The organism is Marinobacter sp. OP 3.4, assembly GCF_036224885.1.
GTDB lineage: Bacteria > Pseudomonadota > Gammaproteobacteria > Pseudomonadales > Oleiphilaceae > Marinobacter.
The window spans coordinates 56,098-73,120 of the sequence record NZ_JAVVLT010000024.1 but is presented as its reverse complement, the minus strand read 5'-3'; the positions used below and the strand labels follow the sequence as shown (position 1 = coordinate 73,120).

Annotated in this window: 16 protein-coding genes; 7 read left to right on the top strand and 9 right to left on the bottom strand. The window is 61.8% G+C overall.

Annotation, left to right across the window (positions count from 1 at the left end; genetic code table 11):
- Both RO069_RS04220 and RO069_RS04215 read left to right on the top strand, forming a co-directional pair.
- Positions 1–401 (top strand): AMP-binding enzyme (locus RO069_RS04220; protein WP_442915330.1); only part of this gene is annotated, 401 nt, incomplete at its 5' end.
- A 73-nt stretch (positions 402–474) separates the two neighbouring features.
- Positions 475–2,073 (top strand): class I adenylate-forming enzyme family protein, encoded by a 1,599-nt coding sequence (locus RO069_RS04215; protein ID WP_328185479.1) that lies wholly within the window; start codon positions 475–477, stop codon positions 2,071–2,073.
- Between the two features lie 275 nt (positions 2,074–2,348).
- Here RO069_RS04215 and RO069_RS04210 read toward each other — a convergent pair whose 3' ends face one another.
- The 6 genes from RO069_RS04210 to RO069_RS04185 form a co-directional block, all read right to left on the bottom strand.
- Complete coding sequence (locus tag RO069_RS04210; RefSeq protein WP_328185478.1) at positions 2,349–4,157, bottom strand: AMP-dependent synthetase/ligase; 1,809 nt, start codon at positions 4,155–4,157, stop codon at positions 2,349–2,351.
- Positions 4,154–4,963, bottom strand: coding sequence for an ABC transporter ATP-binding protein (locus RO069_RS04205; protein WP_328185477.1), 810 nt, complete (start codon positions 4,961–4,963; stop codon positions 4,154–4,156). The genes RO069_RS04210 and RO069_RS04205 overlap by 4 nt, the downstream gene beginning before the upstream one ends.
- 7 nt (positions 4,964–4,970) lie before the next feature.
- Complete coding sequence (locus RO069_RS04200; protein WP_328185476.1) at positions 4,971–6,179, bottom strand: ABC transporter substrate-binding protein; 1,209 nt, start codon at positions 6,177–6,179, stop codon at positions 4,971–4,973.
- Positions 6,180–6,262: 83 nt separating this feature from the next.
- Positions 6,263–7,306, bottom strand: a complete 1,044-nt coding sequence (locus tag RO069_RS04195) for a branched-chain amino acid ABC transporter permease (protein ID WP_328185475.1) — start codon at positions 7,304–7,306, stop codon at positions 6,263–6,265.
- A 1-nt stretch (position 7,307) separates the two neighbouring features.
- A complete protein-coding gene (locus RO069_RS04190) occupies positions 7,308–8,186 on the bottom strand; it encodes a branched-chain amino acid ABC transporter permease (RefSeq protein ID WP_328185474.1) in 879 nt (292 codons plus the stop codon).
- Positions 8,186–8,998: an ABC transporter ATP-binding protein gene (locus tag RO069_RS04185; protein WP_328185473.1), complete on the bottom strand. Its 813-nt coding sequence runs from the start codon at positions 8,996–8,998 to the stop codon at positions 8,186–8,188. The genes RO069_RS04190 and RO069_RS04185 overlap by 1 nt, the downstream gene beginning before the upstream one ends.
- 307 nt (positions 8,999–9,305) lie before the next feature.
- Between RO069_RS04185 and RO069_RS04180 the strand changes: the two genes are divergently transcribed.
- The 5 genes from RO069_RS04180 to RO069_RS04160 all read left to right on the top strand — a co-directional run bounded on the left by RO069_RS04180 (position 9,306) and on the right by RO069_RS04160 (position 14,702).
- Positions 9,306–10,382, top strand: a complete 1,077-nt coding sequence (locus tag RO069_RS04180) for a phosphotransferase family protein (RefSeq protein ID WP_328185472.1) — start codon at positions 9,306–9,308, stop codon at positions 10,380–10,382.
- A 119-nt stretch (positions 10,383–10,501) separates the two neighbouring features.
- Positions 10,502–11,599, top strand: coding sequence for a hypothetical protein (locus RO069_RS04175; RefSeq protein ID WP_328185471.1), 1,098 nt, complete (start codon positions 10,502–10,504; stop codon positions 11,597–11,599).
- A gap of 75 nt (positions 11,600–11,674) precedes the next feature.
- Positions 11,675–12,988, top strand: coding sequence for a TRAP transporter large permease (locus tag RO069_RS04170; protein ID WP_328185470.1), 1,314 nt, complete (start codon positions 11,675–11,677; stop codon positions 12,986–12,988).
- A 10-nt stretch (positions 12,989–12,998) separates the two neighbouring features.
- Complete coding sequence (locus RO069_RS04165) at positions 12,999–13,517, top strand: TRAP transporter small permease (RefSeq protein ID WP_328185469.1); 519 nt, start codon at positions 12,999–13,001, stop codon at positions 13,515–13,517.
- Between the two features lie 6 nt (positions 13,518–13,523).
- Positions 13,524–14,702, top strand: coding sequence for an acetyl-CoA C-acyltransferase (locus tag RO069_RS04160; RefSeq protein ID WP_328185468.1), 1,179 nt, complete (start codon positions 13,524–13,526; stop codon positions 14,700–14,702).
- Positions 14,703–15,021: 319 nt separating this feature from the next.
- On the opposite strand, the gene RO069_RS04155 is transcribed toward RO069_RS04160, so the two are convergent.
- The 3 genes from RO069_RS04155 to RO069_RS04145 form a co-directional block, all read right to left on the bottom strand.
- A complete protein-coding gene (locus RO069_RS04155) occupies positions 15,022–15,522 on the bottom strand; it encodes a hypothetical protein (protein ID WP_328185467.1) in 501 nt (166 codons plus the stop codon).
- Between the two features lie 17 nt (positions 15,523–15,539).
- Positions 15,540–15,977 carry a hypothetical protein gene (locus RO069_RS04150; RefSeq protein ID WP_328185466.1) on the bottom strand — a complete coding sequence of 146 codons (438 nt, stop codon included), beginning with the start codon at positions 15,975–15,977 and terminating at the stop codon, positions 15,540–15,542.
- Positions 15,978–16,181: 204 nt separating this feature from the next.
- Complete coding sequence (locus tag RO069_RS04145; protein ID WP_328185465.1) at positions 16,182–17,003, bottom strand: crotonase/enoyl-CoA hydratase family protein; 822 nt, start codon at positions 17,001–17,003, stop codon at positions 16,182–16,184.
- Positions 17,004–17,023: the final 20 nt, after the last annotated feature.

The window sequence follows — 17,023 nt, the reverse complement described above, 5'->3', positions numbered from 1 at the left end:
AGGGCTTCTTCCCCACCGGTGACATCGGCACCATTGACCCGGACGGCTTCCTGCAGCTGGTGGATCGCTCCAAGGACGTGATCAAGTCCGGTGGTGAGTGGATCTCGTCCATTGAGCTTGAAAATGCCGCCGCATCCCATCCGAATGTGGCCGAGGCCGCCGTGATCGGCATCGCCCACCCGAAGTGGCAGGAGCGCCCGCTGCTGATTGTCGTGCTCAAGGATGACGCTGCCACGGAGAAAGACGAACTGATGCAGTTCCTGGAACAGCATGTGGCCAAGTGGTGGCTGCCGGACGATATCCTGTTCGTGGACGAACTGCCCCACACCGCCACCGGCAAGCTGCTGAAGACCAGGCTCCGGGAAGAGTACGGCGACTTCAAACCGGTCGCCACCGGCTGACCCGAGTTTCCACCAGCCATTCTGGCTGGCGGAAGCGCCCCAAACCTCTGAACCAGACCGACCGGGAAATCCGATGAGTCAGAATGCCAACTTTACCATCCGCCACGAACACCATTTCGGCGACCGTGTGGTCCGCTGCTACCAGGAGCGCCCGGCCAGCGTGCTGGCCGCTTTCCTGGCCTCGGCGAAACGGGCGCCGGAGGCGGACTGCATGGTGTGCGACGGGCAGCGGCTGAGTTACCGGGAAGCCGCAGGGCGGGCCGAAGCCATTGCCTCGCAACTGCGGCACCGGGGTGTCGAGCCGGGGGACCGGGTGGCACTGCTGATGGGGAACAGCAACGAGCTGGTGCTGGCTGTCCTGGGCGTGCTGAGGGCCGGTGCCATCATCATGCCCCTGAACATCCGCGAGCAGGCGCCGGGGCTGCGTTACATGCTGGAACACTCCGACGCCCGGGCCATCATCCACGACGCCGACCAGGCCGGCAAGCTGCCGGCCCCTGATGAACTGCCAGGGCTGCGACACCGGTTTGCCGTCGGTGGCGATGATGAAACCAGTGAGCCCTTCGATAACCTGTTGAAGGACACGGGCACCGACCTTCCACTGCCCGTGATCAGGGAGGAAGACCCCGCCGTCATTCTCTATACTTCCGGCACCACCGGCATACCCAAGGGCGTAATACTGACTCACCTGAATATCGTGCACTCCGCCATGCACTACCAGCACGTCATGGCGATGACGGACGGCGAGCGCTCACTGCTGGTCGCACCGGGGAGCCACGTGACAGGGCTGGTCGCCAACATACTGACCATGACCCAGGTCGCCGGCTGCGTGGTGGTGATGCCGGCCTTCGACGCCGTGCAGGCGGTGGCGCTGATCGCCCGGGAGAAGGTCACCCACAGTGTCATGGTGCCGGCCATGTACAACCTGTGCCTGCTGCGCACCAACTTCCGCGACTACGACCTGAGCGCCTGGCGCATCGGCGGCTTCGGCGGCGCCCCCATGCCGGAGAGCACCATTGCGGGCCTGAGGGAACAGCTGCCGGACCTGGAGCTGATCAACGCCTACGGCGCCACCGAAACCACCTCACCCTCCACCTGCCTGCCCCTGGGCGACGCCGGTCGCCACGCCGACAGTGTCGGCCTGGTAGTGCCCTGCGGCGACATCCGCATCATGGATGACCATGGTCGGGAAGTGGCGCCGGGGGAATCCGGCGAACTGTGGATCAGCGGCCCCATGGTGTCACCCGGCTATTGGAACAACCCGGAAGCCAACGCCCGGGAGTTCACCGCCGGGCACTGGAAGTCCGGGGATATCGGGTCCATGGATGACCAGGGTTTTGTCCGCATCTTCGACCGCAAGAAGGACATGATCAACCGGGGCGGCTACAACATCTACAGCGTGGAGCTGGAGAACCTGATCATCAGCCACCCGGCGGTGGTGGAGTGCGCGGTGATTCCCCACCCGGACGAGGTGCTGGGGGAGAAGATCCATGTGTTCGTCACCCGGGTGGAAGACCAGGCGTTGAACGAAGACGACATCCGCCGGTTCTGCCGGGAGAACCTGGCGGACTATAAAACGCCGGATTACGTGACCATCCAGGAAGAGCCTTTGCCACGGAATGCCAATGGGAAACTGGTTAAGGCTGGGCTGAAGGAGCGGATTGGGGGCTAACGGCGTAAAAGGCAGGTACTGTGCGTGAACGCTCCCCCCTCTCCCTAACCCTCTCCCTCCAGGGGAGAGGGGATCTTCCCGTGCAAACTGAAACCATTACGCTTCAAAGAGACCAGGCTGGATCACAGAAACAGATTAGCGGCGAACTTCCCCCTCTCCCCTGGAGGGAGAGGGCCGGGGAGAGGGGGAGCAGACGAGTACGGGGCTGGATGGACTCCACCTGAACTGCAATGAAGAAAACCTCCCCGCCCCGGACCGCGAAGATCAACGACCAGTCAGGTTCCCTCGTAAAGCGCCTCAATAACCTCCGTATACTTCTCATAGATCTTGCTCCGACGCACCTTCATGGTGGCGGTCACCTCGTCATCGTCGTGGTCCAGTTCCTTGGTGAGCAGGTGGAAACGCTTGACCTGCGCCACCTGCGGTAGCTGGTCATTCCCACGGTTGATCTCGTCCTGCACCAGCGCGTTGACCCGTTCATGCTCCGCCAGGCTGCGGAAGGTGGTGTAGGCGACCCGCTCCTGCTCCGCCCATTTGGCCACGGTCTCGAAATCAATCTGGATCAGGGCGGACACATACTTGCGGGACTCGCCGATGACGATGCATTCCTTGATGTAGGGGCTGGCCTTGATGGTGTTCTCGATCTCCGTGGGTGACAGGTTCTTGCCCCCGGCGGTGATCATGATGTCCTTCAGGCGATCCACAATGCGCAGGTGATCCCCCTGCCACTGGCCCACATCGCCGGTGTGCAGCCAGCCGTCCTTCAGGGTCTTGGCCGTGGCTTCATCGTTCTTGTAGTAGCCCTGGAACATGCTGCCGCCCCGCAGCAGGATTTCATCGTGCTCGCCGAGCTTCACCTCCACACCGGTGATCGGTTTGCCCACGGTCCCCAACTGGATCTCGTCCAGGGGCTGGGCGGTGGCAACGCCGGTGCTTTCCGTCTGGCCGTAGACCTCCACCAGCGGCACGCCGATGGTGCGGAAGAACTCGAGGATACCGGAGGAGATGGGTGCCGCCCCGGTCATGGCGATATGGCAGCGGCGCAGGCCCACATAGTTCTGCAGGGCGCGGAATACCAGCCAGTACCAGAACCCGTAACGGGCCCGATCCATCCGGCTCCAGCGGGCCTTCGGCTTTGTCGCCAGCGGCGCGCAGGCAGTCATGGCCCGGTTGAACAGGGCTCGGCGCAGGCGACCGGTTTCCTGGATCTTGATGTAGATGGCTGAGTGCAGTTTCTCCCAGATACGGGGTACCCCGAGGAAGAAGGTGGGCGCTATTTCCCGCAGGTCCTCCTGCACCGTGCGCAGGCTCTCGCCAAAGCTGACGGTGCTGCCCACGTACAACGGGCCGATATTGGTGAAGGCCTGTTCTGCCACGTGGCACAGGGGCAGGTAGGACAGGCTGGTGTCCTGTTGATCAATGGCCAGCAGTTCGATCAGGCCCGGGGCCGCCGCATACAGGTTACGCCAGGAAATCATGGCACCCTTGGGCCGCCCGGTGGAACCTGAGGTGTAGATCATCAGCGCGGTTTCATCCATGTCCTGCTGGTTCAGCAGTTCATCCACAATACCCGGATATTCCCCCTCGTAGGCCACGCCCATGGCCTCCACCTCTCCGAATGGCGTGGGCGGATCCGGGTAATGGCGCAGCCCCTTCATGTCGATCACCACGTTGTGCCGGAGGTGGGGCAGCTGTGGCCAGGCTTCCAATACCTTGTCGGTCTGTTCCTGGTCTTCGCAGATCACCATGGTGCTGTCGCTGTGTTCGAGCACGTAGGCCACTTCGTTCCAGGGGCTGGTGGGATAGACGCCGACACAGATGCCCCGCACCATGCCGATACCCATCTGGGCGATCACCCATTCCACCCGGTTCTCGGAGATGATGGCCACATGGCCGCCGGGTTCCAGCCCCAGGGCCTTCAGCCCCAGGCCGAACTGCCAGGCGCGGCGGTAGAAGGTCTGCCAGTCGATGGCCTGCCAGATGCCGAAATCCTTCTGGCGCAGGGCCAGCTCGCCGGGGCGCTGGCGGGCATGTTCCCGCAGCATCTGCGGCAGGGTCAGCTCGGGTAATCCAGGTACGGTCATGACAGCCACCGTTTACGACGCTTGTAGTGCTTGATATCCCGGTAACTGCGGGCCTCCCCGTCCTTGCCGCCGACACCCAGGTAGAACTCCTGCACGTCCTCGTTGTCGGTGAGCCGGTCCGCCGGCCCGTCGATCACGATCTTGCCGTTTTCCATGATGTAGCCGTAGGAGGCGATGGCCAGGGATACCGCCGCGTTCTGCTCCACCAGCAGGATGGCGGTGCCCTGCTCGCGGTTGATGCGGGCCACGATCTCGAAGATCTCCTCCACCAGCAGCGGCGCCAGGCCCAGGGAGGGCTCGTCCAGCATGATCAGTTCCGGTCGGGCGATGAGCGCCCGCCCCAGGGCCAGCATCTGCTGCTCGCCGCCGGAGAGGTAGCCCGCCAGTTGACGACGACGCTCTTTCAGTCGGGGGAAGTAGTCGTAGACCAGGTCGTAGCCCTGGGAACGGGAGGATGCCCGCCCGGTGAGGGCATAGGTCGCCGCCACCAGGTTCTCCTCCACGGTCAGGTCCTCGAACACCCGCCGGCCCTCCATGACATGGAACAGGCCATCCCGCACCAGTTTCTCCGGTGGCCGGGTCTTCACGCTTTGGCCGTTGAGGCGGATATCACCGGCGGTGACTTCGCCATCCTCCAGGGACAACAGGCCGGACACGCTCTTCAGGGTGGTGGACTTGCCGGCTCCGTTGGACCCCAGCAGCGCGACGATGGCGCCACGGGGAACCCTCAGGGACAGGCCCCGCAGGACCTGCACCGTCTTGTTGTAGACCACCTCAATGTTGTCGACTTCCAGAACGGCGTCCATACCGGCCTCAGTCAAGGTGGATCCAGTCGGATACCGGCTCGTAACGGCCTTCGTCCGCGTTTACCCGCCAGATGCGGCCCACCGGGAAAGACATGTCCTTTACGGTCACCGGGATGCCGATGATGCCGCCGGTGTCCCAGTCCTCAATAGAGGCCAGGGATTCGGCCATGTTGTCGGCGGTGAGTTCCTTGCCGGCATCCAGGGTGCGCTTGATCACCTCGGTCCAGACCATGGCGTTGAACCAGCCCTGCATGTAGCCGGTGGGACGGTAGCCCGCCTCGGGATCGCTCTTCTCCGCCTGGGCCCGCAGCGCGTCCAGCATGGGGCCGCTTTCCGGGCTGTCGTAGTAGTTGTAGGGCATGACGCCCATGTAGCCGTCGGCATCCGCACCCATCTTGTCGATGATCAGCTTGTCCGAGGACCAGAAGGTGCCCATGAACTGGGTGTCCAGACCCATCTGGCGCATCTGCACCATGAACTCGTTGATGGGGGATAGCACATAGCCGTGGAACACCACATAGTCCGGGCGCACGCGGCGCAGCTTCAGCACCTCGGCAGACACGTCCACACTGCCCGGCTTGGTAACGATCTCCTCAACCACCTCGATGCCCAGCTCGGCGGCCCTGGCCTTGCCGTTCTCGATGGGGTCCTTGCCGAACTCGGTATCGCTGTAGACGAACGCCACCGTGGGCATGTCGCCACCCTCACCCTGGGATGCGATGTATTCCAGGATGATGCCGAACATCTGGCTGTAGTTGGGTCCCGGAATGAACTGGTAGGGGTACTGTTCGTTGTCGGTGAGGGCTGTGGCAAAGGACGCGCCGCTCATCAGCGTGGTGTTCATGCTGTTGAGCTCGGAGGCGATGGCCTTCATGAAACCGGTGCTGTCGCCGTAGTAGACCGCCGGTGAATCACTGCCGGAGATCTTCTTGAAGGCGGCGACCGATCGGTCCACTTCATAGGCGGTGTCTTCCATCACGTACTCCACCGGATGGCCGTTGATACCACCTTCGCTGTTGATCCAGTCGGTGTAGTCGGTCAGGCCGGCGTGGATATGGATGCCGGCAAAGGCAAACACCCCGGACAGGGGAATGGAGCCACCAAACACAATCGGCTCCTTGTCCTGGGCCAGGGCCGGGGCGGCCAGCCCCAGTGCGGCCACCAGGCTGCCCATACCGGCGAGCCGGCGGCCCTTCTGCATCAGTTGGTTGAACATGGCGTGTCTCCTTGCTTCTTGTTGTTGGTGCTGTCGGGTCAGTTTGTTGGTGTTATCAGATCAGGAATGCCCCGCAACCAGGGTCAGCTGCGGAACGGCCACAGGTGGAAGAAGCGGCGTATGCGACGCCAGATCTCCGCCAGCCCGTGGGGCTCGAAAATCAGGAAACCCACGATCAGGGCGCCGAAGATAATCTCCAGCATCGGCGACATGAACACCGGGGCGTTGGGCCAGATGGGGGTCATCGCGGCCGTCAGCAGTTTCAGGGCCTCCGGCACCAGGGTCATGAAGGCCGCCCCCAGGATACCGCCCAGCAGGTTGCCCATGCCGCCTACGATCACCGCCGCCAGGTAGAAGATGGACATGGACAGGGGGAAGCTCTCCGGTGTCACCACCCGGTAGAAATAGGCAAACAGGCCACCGGCCACCCCGGCGTAGAACGAGCTGAGGGCGAAGGACATCAGCTTGTACTTCAGCAGCGGGATGCCCAGGATCTCGGCGGAAATGTCACGATCACGGATGGCAATGAACGCCCGCCCGACCCGGGTGCGGAACAGGTTTTTCGCCGCCAGCAGGGCCAGCACCGCCAGCGGCACGATAATGAAGTACATGGCGAAGTCGCTGCGGAATTCCAGACCGAACAGGTGGGCCGGGTCCAGACTCAGGCCCTCCATGCCGCCGGTAACCGGCTCCCACTCGGCGAAAATGAAATGCAGGAACACGCTGGCCGCCAGGGTGGCGATGGCCAGGTACAGCCCCTTCACCCGCAGGGACGGCAGCCCTACGAGAATACCAACCGCCGCAGCCACCAGCCCCGCCGCCAGCAGGGTCACCGGGAACGGCAGACCGGTGTTGATGGACAGCCAGGCTACGGTGTAGGCGCCCACACCCATGAAGCCGGCCTGCCCCAGGGATATCAGCCCGGTGTAACCGGTGAGGATATTGAGACCGGTGGTACTGATGATGGCAATCCCCACCAGGCAGCCCAGGTACAGCAGGTAGGAACTGGCCAGGAACGGGAATGCCAGCAATACCGCCAGCAGCAGGGCAAACCAGACCTTCTGGGTGCTGCTGGTCCAGATGGCCTCGTCGGCAAGATACGTCTGTTTGGCGTCGCCGATTCTCATTTTATACCCGCTCTATCTCATGGGTGCCGAACAGGCCGTAAGGCTTGAACACCAGGATTACCGCCAGCACCGCAAAGGTGGCGGGCATGCGGTACTCTCCGCCCAGATAGGCCCCCGCCACGGTTTCCAGCCAGCCGATAAACACCCCGGCGATTAACGCGCCGAGGATGCTGTCCAGGCCGCCGACAATCACCACCACCAGCACGCTCAGCCCGATGATCCCGAACTGGGGACTGAGACCACCGGTGGCCGCCACCAGGATGCCCGCCAGCGAAGCGGCCAGGGACCCGAATACCCAGGCCAGGTTGAACACCCGGCGCACATTGATGCCCATGGAATAGGCCGCCGCCTGATCCGAGGCCGTGGCCCGCAGCGCCACCCCGCCCCGGGAGAAACGGAAATACAGCAGGTAAAGCACCAGCATCGCCATGCCGATAAGGAATCCATAGGCAATCTTCGGCGCCAGGTACATGGGACCGATAAACACCGGCTCCCTGGGGAGGAAGGAAGGCAGTAACTGGGGGTTGGAGGTCCATACCATTTCCACCAGCCCCACCAGAATGCTGGCGATGCCAATGGTGACCATGACCACGGAAATGGGCGACTCCCCCAGCATGGGCCGGATCATGGTTTTCTCAATCACACCTCCGAGCAATGCCCCACCTACGACAGCCATTGGCACAGCCACCCAGGCGGAAAGTTCCATGCCACCGGCAAACGCCAGGAACAGATAGGCCGCAAACATCATGATCTCGCCAATGGCGAAGTTGATCACCCGCGTCGCCTTGTAGATGATCACGAACCCCAGGGCGATCAGGGCATAGAGCCCACCCATGGCCAGCCCCGCCAGGCTGATCTCGCCGAAGAACAGCCAGTCCATCAGGCCGCCTCCCGGTCCGGGTTGAGCCGCTTGCGCAGGCTGTCGATATCACTGTTGCCCAGGTAGGCCTTGATCACATCCGGATTCTGCTGGACCTCGGCGGGAGCGCCCTCGGCAATCACCTGACCGAAGTTGAGTACCGCGATGTGGTCGGAGATATCCATCACCATGCCCATGTCGTGCTCCACCATCAGCACGGTGATGTCCCACTCCTCCCGGATATCCAGGATGAAACGGGCCATATCCTCCTTCTCTTCCCGGTTCATACCCGCCACCGGCTCATCCAGCATCAGCACCTTCGGGCGCATGGCCAGGGCCCGGGCCAGCTCCACCCGTTTCTGCAGGCCATAGGGCAGGCTGGCCACCGGCTGACGGCGGATATGATCGATCTCCAGGAAGTCGATAATGCGGCGCTCCACCTCCTCGCGAATCTCCATTTCCTCCCGGCGAGCGCGGCCGTAATAGGTCAGCGCGCCCAGCAGACCGGTGTTCATGTGCACATGGGCGCCGAGCTTGATGTTGTCGAGCACGGTCATGCCCCGGAACAGGGCGATATTCTGGAAGGTGCGGGCGAGGCCCAGTGCTGCCCGCTTCGGGGGCCTGAGGCCCTTCAGGGGCTCACCCTGATAGTGGATCCTGCCCTGCTGGGGTTTGTAGAAACCGGAGATGCAGTTGAACAGCGAGGTCTTGCCGGCACCGTTAGGACCGATCACGGTGGTGATGGTGTCCTGAGGCACCCGGAAACTGACATCCTGCAGCGCGTGCACGCCACCAAAGGAAAGCGACAGCTGGCTGATTTCCAGTATATTCACAACGCCTCCATGTGCTGACCCGCACCTGTACGCCAGCTGTCCAGCCGGGCAGGAATCGCCGGGGCGGATCAATAGTTGTTGTTTTTATCTTTCGGTTAGAGTGATCGGGCGCAACCGGGAAAAAATCGTCCATTCCGACGATATTTCTCTCCCCCTTGGCGATGGACTGTTCCGGAAGCGTAGTCGCCAAAATCGTCCATTGCGACGATATTGACGGGGCATGACCTGCCCTATTGTCTGGGGAAGACAGAAAACCATCGACAGTGGGTGCCCGAACCTGACCGCCCGCTCCAGAAGAGCCTCGCCAATGAGTACCGACAACACCCCGCAGGCCGGCAAGCCTGCCAGTCAGACTGACTTCGATCCCGAGGCATTGCTCGGCTACCTGAAAACGTCCCTGCCCGAACTCGCCAGCGCCATCGATGCCGGCAACGTCTCCATTACCCCCATCTCCGGCGGCCAGTCCAATCCCACCTACTTCGTGAACGTCGGCGACCGGGAACTGGTGCTGCGCAAGGCCCCCAACGGTGAACTGCTGCCCGGCGCCCACCGGGTGGACCGGGAATACCGCATCATGGATGCCCTGGCGGATTCCGGGGTACCGGTGCCGGACATGGTCCGCCTGGAGGAGGACAAAGGCGTGCTTGGCGCGCCCTTCTACCTGATGGCACGGCTCCACGGGCAGGTGTTTCACGAAAGCATCCTGCCGGAACACTCCCCCGAGGACCGGTCCGCCATCTATCAGCACAAGGCGACGGTGCTGGCCAACCTTCACCGGGTGGATGTTGCTGAAAAGGGCCTCGAAGACTATGGGCGCACCGGTCCCTTCTTCAGCCGTCAGATCCATCGCTGGACCAAGCAGTGGGAACTCTCGAAGACCTGCGAAATCCCGGAGATCGATCAGCTGGCAAAGTGGCTGAAAGACAACGACGACGGCGACGAGACCTCCACCCTGGTGCACGGCGACTACCGCATCGGCAACCTGATGATCCACCCGGCGCAGCCGCGCATCGTCGGGGTACTGGACTGGGAGCTGTCCACCCTGGGACATCCCCTGGCGGACCTGGCACATGCCACTGCCATGTGGCATATCACGCCGGAAGAGTATGGCGGATTGATGGGCGCGGACCTGAAGGCACTGGGCATTCCGGAACGCCGGGAGTTCGAGGACATTTACCTTGAGGCCGCCGGTTTCAGCCACGGCCTGACTCCGTTTCATCATGCCTTCGCCCTGTTCCGCTGGGCGGTGATTTTCCAGGGTATCGCCAAGCGGGCCGAGGAAGGCAACGCCGCCTCGGAGAATGCCGCCACCGTCGGCGCCCTGGCGATTGCACTGGGACGTCGGGGGGCCGAGCTGCTGTCCGGCGACGGACTGACGGGTTAGACACTCTCACAGTCACCGGAGTATTACACCCGGTTCTTCCGGGGAAGCAGGGAAGCGGCGCACAACAAATACAACACGCAATTGCAGGTGGCCTTTCGCACGGCCATGGGAGAATCGTAATGAGCAGCAATCTTCTGAAACTGACCGCCGCAGGTCTGTTGGCCGGCTCGCTTGGGCTTACCGGAGCCGCCACAGCCGAAACCCTGCGCATTTCATCCGGTATCGGCCAGCAGCACTTCTGGGCCGGAGAGCACATGGATCCGTTCATCAAGGCCATCGAGTCAGCCGATATCGGCATTGACTTCGAGGCCTATTATTCCGGCTCCCTGGTCACGCCGGGGCAGGAACTGGACGGCCTCAACGACGGCATTATCCACGTGGCGGCACCTCTGCTGGCACCCTACCATGAAGGCCGCTTCCCTCTGTCCGATGTCACTCAGCTACCTACCCTGGAAACCAATTCCGAACTGGTCACCGATGCCCTGCTGGAACTGATGGACTCGGACCAGGAACTGAAGGATGGCAAGTCGTTTTACGAGTATGAGATCGGCGACAAGGGCATCCGGGGCTGGCCGGTGGGTGCCACCTCTGCCTATTCCCTGGCCACCACCGGCATCGAACTGAGAGAGCCATCGGATATCGAGGGGCTCCCCATTCGCGCCGGCTCACCGCTGCACACCATCCTGCTGGAAGAACTGGGCGCCACACCGGTCACCATGACCAGCGCCGATTCCTATGAGGCCCTGTCCCGCGATACCGTGGAAGGCACCATCCTGTCAGTGGCAGACTGGCCCTCCTATTCCTTCGAGGACCTGCTGGAATACGCCATCACCGGAATTTCCATGGGTCACTGGGAGAGTTACCTCGCAATGACGGAGGAAACCTGGCAGGGACTGACTGACGAACAGCGTGAAACCTGGGACCGGATCGCCCGTGAGATCGCCATGGAGAACGCCCGCCACATTGATCGCCAGGAAGTGAAAGTCCGTGAGGAAACCAGCGCGGACGGCACCACCTTTGTGCAGATCGAAGACCTCTCCGGGGAAATGCAGGACTATATGGCAAAGGCCGCAAGCCAGACCTGGATCCGCTGGATTGAGCAGCTTGAGGAAGACGGCCATCCCGCCAGGGCCGTGGCCCGCCAGTGGGCCGGGTTGATCACTGAGCGTGGTGGGGAAATTCCCGACGGTGCCGCCGAGTACCTCGACCTCGACTGAGCAACGTGGGTAAGCGATGGTGGCTCCGCCGCCATCGCGATTTTCACTTCCTTTCTGACTCCTGGATGATTCGCCGTGTCTGCAACGAGTGTTATCTGGATCGTCATCGCCTGGTTCGCCGTCTTCCTCGCGCTGGGCCAGAACGTCGCCACCGTCCTGTTCGGCGCCGGTATCGTGGGTATTGCCCTCTACATCGGGATCGGACCGCTAGGCGGTATCATTGGCCCCGACACCTTTTATTCGGCATCCATCTACTCCCTGTCTATCGTCCCACTTTACCTGCTGATGGCCCAGATGCTGCTCCGGGGCGGTATCATTAATGACCTGTTTCAGGTCGGTCACCGCATGTCGGGCTATCGCAGGTACCCCCTCGGGGTCGCGACTATCGTCACCGGGTCGCTGCTGGGCGCCGTCTCCGGCTCGGGAGCGGCCAGCTCCGCTTCCCTGGCCGCCGTTGCCTCACCGGAACTGGAAGAACTTGGCTACACCCGCCGTTTCTCCCTGAGTATTGCCGCCGTGGCCGGCTCCCTATCGGCCATCGTGCCCCCCAGCCTGATCATGATCATCTACGGCTCGCTGACCTCGGTTCCCATCGGGCACCTGTTTATCGGTGCCCTCGGACCCGCGTTGCTCTGCATCACCATCTATGTGGTGTGCCTGAAGGTCTTCGGCGAAATCCGCAAGGATGCGCAGGTGGATGGGACGATCCCCGATGAGCCGGAGGAGAGAGATGGCCGACGCAGGAGCCGGAATGCTTTCCTGTTCGTGGTCACCCTGATGGTGGTGGTCTTTGGCGGCATCTACGGCGGCATTATTACCGTTGCCGAAGCCGGCGCCATTGGTGCCTTTACCGCCATGGTGGGCATGGTTGCCATGGGCCGCGTCAGCCGGAAGGATATCTTCCAGGCCCTGGCTGAATCGGTAAAGATCACCGCCGCACTGATGATGCTGGTGCTCGGTGCCAAGATTTTCGCCCGCTTCCTGACTTTCTCACGACTGCCCAATGAGTTGATTGCCGTCATGGACCCACTGATGTCCAACCCCGGACTGGTGGCCGTCATCCTGCTGGCGGTATTTTTCCTGGCCGGGATGTTCCTGGAGTCCGCCGCCGTGATCGTGCTGCTGGTGCCCATCATCCTCCCATTACTGGAGGCCGCGGGCATCGACCTGCTTTGGTTTGGCGTCAGTGCATCCACCATGATTGCCCTGGGCCTGCTGACGCCGCCGGTGGGTCTCGCCAGCTTTGCCGCAGCCAGCGCCGCCGGCCACCCCGCGTCGCAGGTCTTCCGGGGTGCCACCATCTTCGCGTTGGCGGCAGGCATCATCGTGACCGGCATGCTGCTGGTATTCCCATCCATCGTGACCTGGCTACCGGCCCAGATGCGCTAAGGAGGAAACCATGGGATTCTGGCAAAGAATCGGACAGATAGAAGGCGGTCTGGCCTCCGTAGGCGGCGGATTCTGTCTGTTCGCCATCATGATCATGACGGTACTCAGCGTGTTGGGGCGGTATGTATTCGGCATGGACCTGATACCGGGAAGTTATAACCTGATTGAACGGGTGGCCTTCCCGCTGCTGGTGTTCTGGGCCATCCCGCTAGCCCATCGGGATGGTATGTTCCCCAAATTTGACATGCTGCAGGCCTGGCTGCCGCCGATGCTCCATCGAATTCTGGCGTCACTGGTACTTCTGGTGGAAATCGTTATCTTCGTGGTAGTGATGTGGTACGTCACCGAATACGCGTGGAGTTCCGTCGAGAGCGGTCGCCAGTTCCAGATCAGCTCTACTCACTGGCCCATCTGGCCAGTCATACTGATGGTGCCCCTGGCGTTTGGCCTGATGCTGCTGGAGATGTTCCGGCTATTCTGGATCACCGCCACGGGCCGCCACACTCCGAAACCGCACACTGATGACTGAAGGTGAATGACCGTGACAACCGATCCAATCGTTATTACCAGCATGGCCCGCACCCCCATGGGCGGTTTCCAGGGCGACCTGAAGGCGCTGTCCGGCACCGACCTGGGCGCGGCGGCCCTCAAGGCGGCGTTGCAGCGCTCGGCCATGGGCAGCAGGGACGTCAGCGAGGTGATGATGGGCAATGTACTGCCCGCCGGCCTGGGCCAGGCGCCGGCACGGCAGGCGGCCCTGGGCGCGGGTCTGGATCTGTCCACCCCCTGCACCACCATCAGCAAGGTGTGCGGGTCCGGCATGAAGACGGCCATGTTGGCCCATGACCTGATTACCGTGGGCAGCGCGGATATTGTCGCCGCCGGCGGCATGGAGAGCATGACCAACGCCCCCTACCTGGTGCCCAAGATGCGCGGCGGCGCCCGCCTGGGCCACGCGGAAATGCTGGACCATATGTTCTTCGACGGGCTGGAGGACGCCTATGACAAGGGCCGGCTGATGGGTACCTTTGCGGAGTCCTGTGCCGACCATTACGCTTTCAGCCGCGAGCAGCAGGACGAGTACGCCCTGACCTCCCTGGACCGGGCCCTGAAGGCCATCGAACAGGGCCATTTCCGCGATGAGATCACGCCAGTGGACACTGGCAAAGTCATGGTGGACACCGACGAGCAGCCCGGCAAGGCCCGCCCGGACAAGATCCCCTCCCTGAAACCCGCCTTCCGCAAGGACGGCACGGTGACGGCGGCCAACTCGTCGTCGATTTCCGATGGCGGTGCGGCACTGGTGCTGATGCGCCGTTCCGAGGCCGAGAAGCGCGGCCTGACTCCCCTGGCCACTATCAAAGGCCACAGCAGCCACGCCCGGGCCCCGGAGTGGTTTACCACCGCACCGGTGGGCGCCATCCAGCACCTGATGGAAAGGACCGGCTGGAGCGTATCGGATGTGGACCTGTTCGAGATCAATGAGGCGTTTTCGGTAGTGCCCCTGGCGGCCATGAAGGAGCTGGATATCCCCCACGACAAGGTGAATGTGCACGGCGGCGCTTGTGCCCTTGGCCATCCTCTTGGGGCCTCCGGGGCGCGGATTATCGTGACCCTGTTGGGGGCGATGCAGACCTATGATCTGAAGCGTGGGGTGGCTTCATTGTGTATTGGTGGGGGTGAGGCGACTGCTATTGCCCTTGAGCGGGAGTGACAGGTGCTCCCGTCTGAGCACTGCTTTGCTTTTTAGATTAGTGCCATACAGTCCGGAAGGTGGGTAGGGGCCTTTCTCCATCGCAATTCAGGGGCCGTCCCTGGCAACCCGCCTTGCTCCGCGCCTTCCCTGGCGCTGTTCCGAAAGGCCCCTACCCACCTTCCGGACTGCCCATAGTTCGGTGCTAATTCAAACTTGAGAATCGAGCTACACCTTGGGATCCGCAAACTTCGGCGCCCGCTTCTCGAGGTTGGCGTACACCGCCTCCACCTGATTCGGGCTGCTCCCAAATGCCAGGAAATAGTCAGTACTCAGAAAGCTACGACGAAAACGGCTCTGGCGGTAAACATAAGGGCGTCGTTGGTCGACTATCCCCAGGCCCAAGATAACGGGCAAATAACTCACTATGTTTCCACTGCCCTTCACTTTCCTTTAGCAGAACACTCAATGCGAGTACTCCACCATCAGACGCCTGACCCACGAGAAGCATACAGCTTTCGCCCCCTGTCATTTCTATGGATTCGGGGGCAGTGGGAGCATCAGAAAACAGCAGCGGGTATCGCAACGATGATTCAAAATTATCTATTGGAATAGATTTGCCAGAACTGTCGGCTGTCCTGAGGAACATATCCTGAGCGGGTTCATCCCATTGTCCTGCCAGTTCCTCTAGGGGAGCTTCATTATCGGTAAGCATTAGATAATTGCCATAGGCCTGTGCTGGAGACTTGGTCGTAGTTGCCTCCTGTGATGCACATCCGACAATAACTATTGGCAGGAAGATGGCTACAGCTAAGCCGGGCAGATTCATCATTAATGTCATTTCCGCAACACTCCTTGTTAGTTATTCCGGAAGGCACCCCTGGTGTTTGCTTCAAACCGACTATCCGCGTTGATCACCCGTGCTGCCTGACAGAGCAGCCCCGTGCACTCCATAATCAACGTATCGAAATCAACGACACCGGAGAAACTCAGGTTCAGTGCGCCAATCTTGCCACTAACACTGTACGAAAACAGATCATCTTCTGTAGCGCTGAAACGGACGCTGATCCATTTAACGTCCCAGCCTATTTTGTCTCGCTGGGTGGGGCTAAGGGAGAAAGAGGCGTTCCCTGCCGAACCGGAGATGGAAACATCGCCAGTTTGATCAAGCGTTAACGTAAAGTTCCCCGCTGATTTTGACAGTGAAGTAACGACGCCATCGTCTTGATCGTATGCAAAACTGATTAGTTTCGCGATCGTCAGTTGCGCGCGGAAACGTCCGGAAGAATTCGGCATAACAGATCCTTGTCTATCAGAGTTAGTCCATCAACCGTCCGGAAAATAACACGGCACCCCTCTCCCAACAACTGGCTCGATCACAACCATGGAAGTCGGATTGCCCCCTGACTAGCGTCCAACATTCCCTCTCCCCAACGAGAGAGAGGGCCAGGGTGAGGGGGAGCGCCCGCAGGGCGCCAGAGATTCTGGCCTGGCCTGACGTTACACCTTCGGATCCAAAAACCTCGGCGCTCGCTTCTCCAGGTTGGCGTACACCGCCTCCACCTGATTGGGGCTGCCGATGATGGCGTCCTGCTCCCGGGACTCTTCCAGCAGGATGCGGGCGGCCTGTTCCTTCGGGGTGATGGCGTCGTTGAGCATGCGCTTCATGGCGCGGATGGCGTCCGGGCTCTTGCCGGCGATGGCCTGGGCCTGGGTGAGGGCTTCCTCCCGGGGGTTACCGGCGATGCGGGTGGCCAGGCCCACGTCCAGGGCCTCCTGTCCTGAGAGGATACGACCGGTGTAGCACAGTTCCCGGGCGACGTCCGGGCGTACCAGTTCATTGACCAGCACCATGCCGCCCATGTCCGGCACCAGACCCCATTTGATTTCCATCACCGCCCACTGGGAGTCCGGGGTGGCGTAGCGGAAGTCCGCGCCCAGGGCGATCTGTAGCCCGCCGCCGAAACAGACGCCGTGCACCGCTGCAATCACCGGCACCGGCACGTCCCGCCAGACCATGGCCACGTACTGGGCCAGATTGGAGTCGCCGTGGGTTCGCTTCTCCAGGCCCTCGGTGGTGGAGCTGGGCTGGCCCTCGGCCATTTTCGAGAAATTGCCCATATCCAGGCCCGCACAGAAGCAACGGCCTTCGCCGCTGACGACAACCGCCCGCACCGTGGGGTCGTTCTTCAGGGACTCCCCGGCGGCTGCCAGATCGGCAAACATCTCGGTGCTGATGGCGTTCATCTTGTCGGGGCGGTTGAGGCGAACCTCGACCACGCCTTCATGGTCAGTGCGGATAACCTGTACGGTGTCGGACATAGTGACTTCCTCGATAGCAG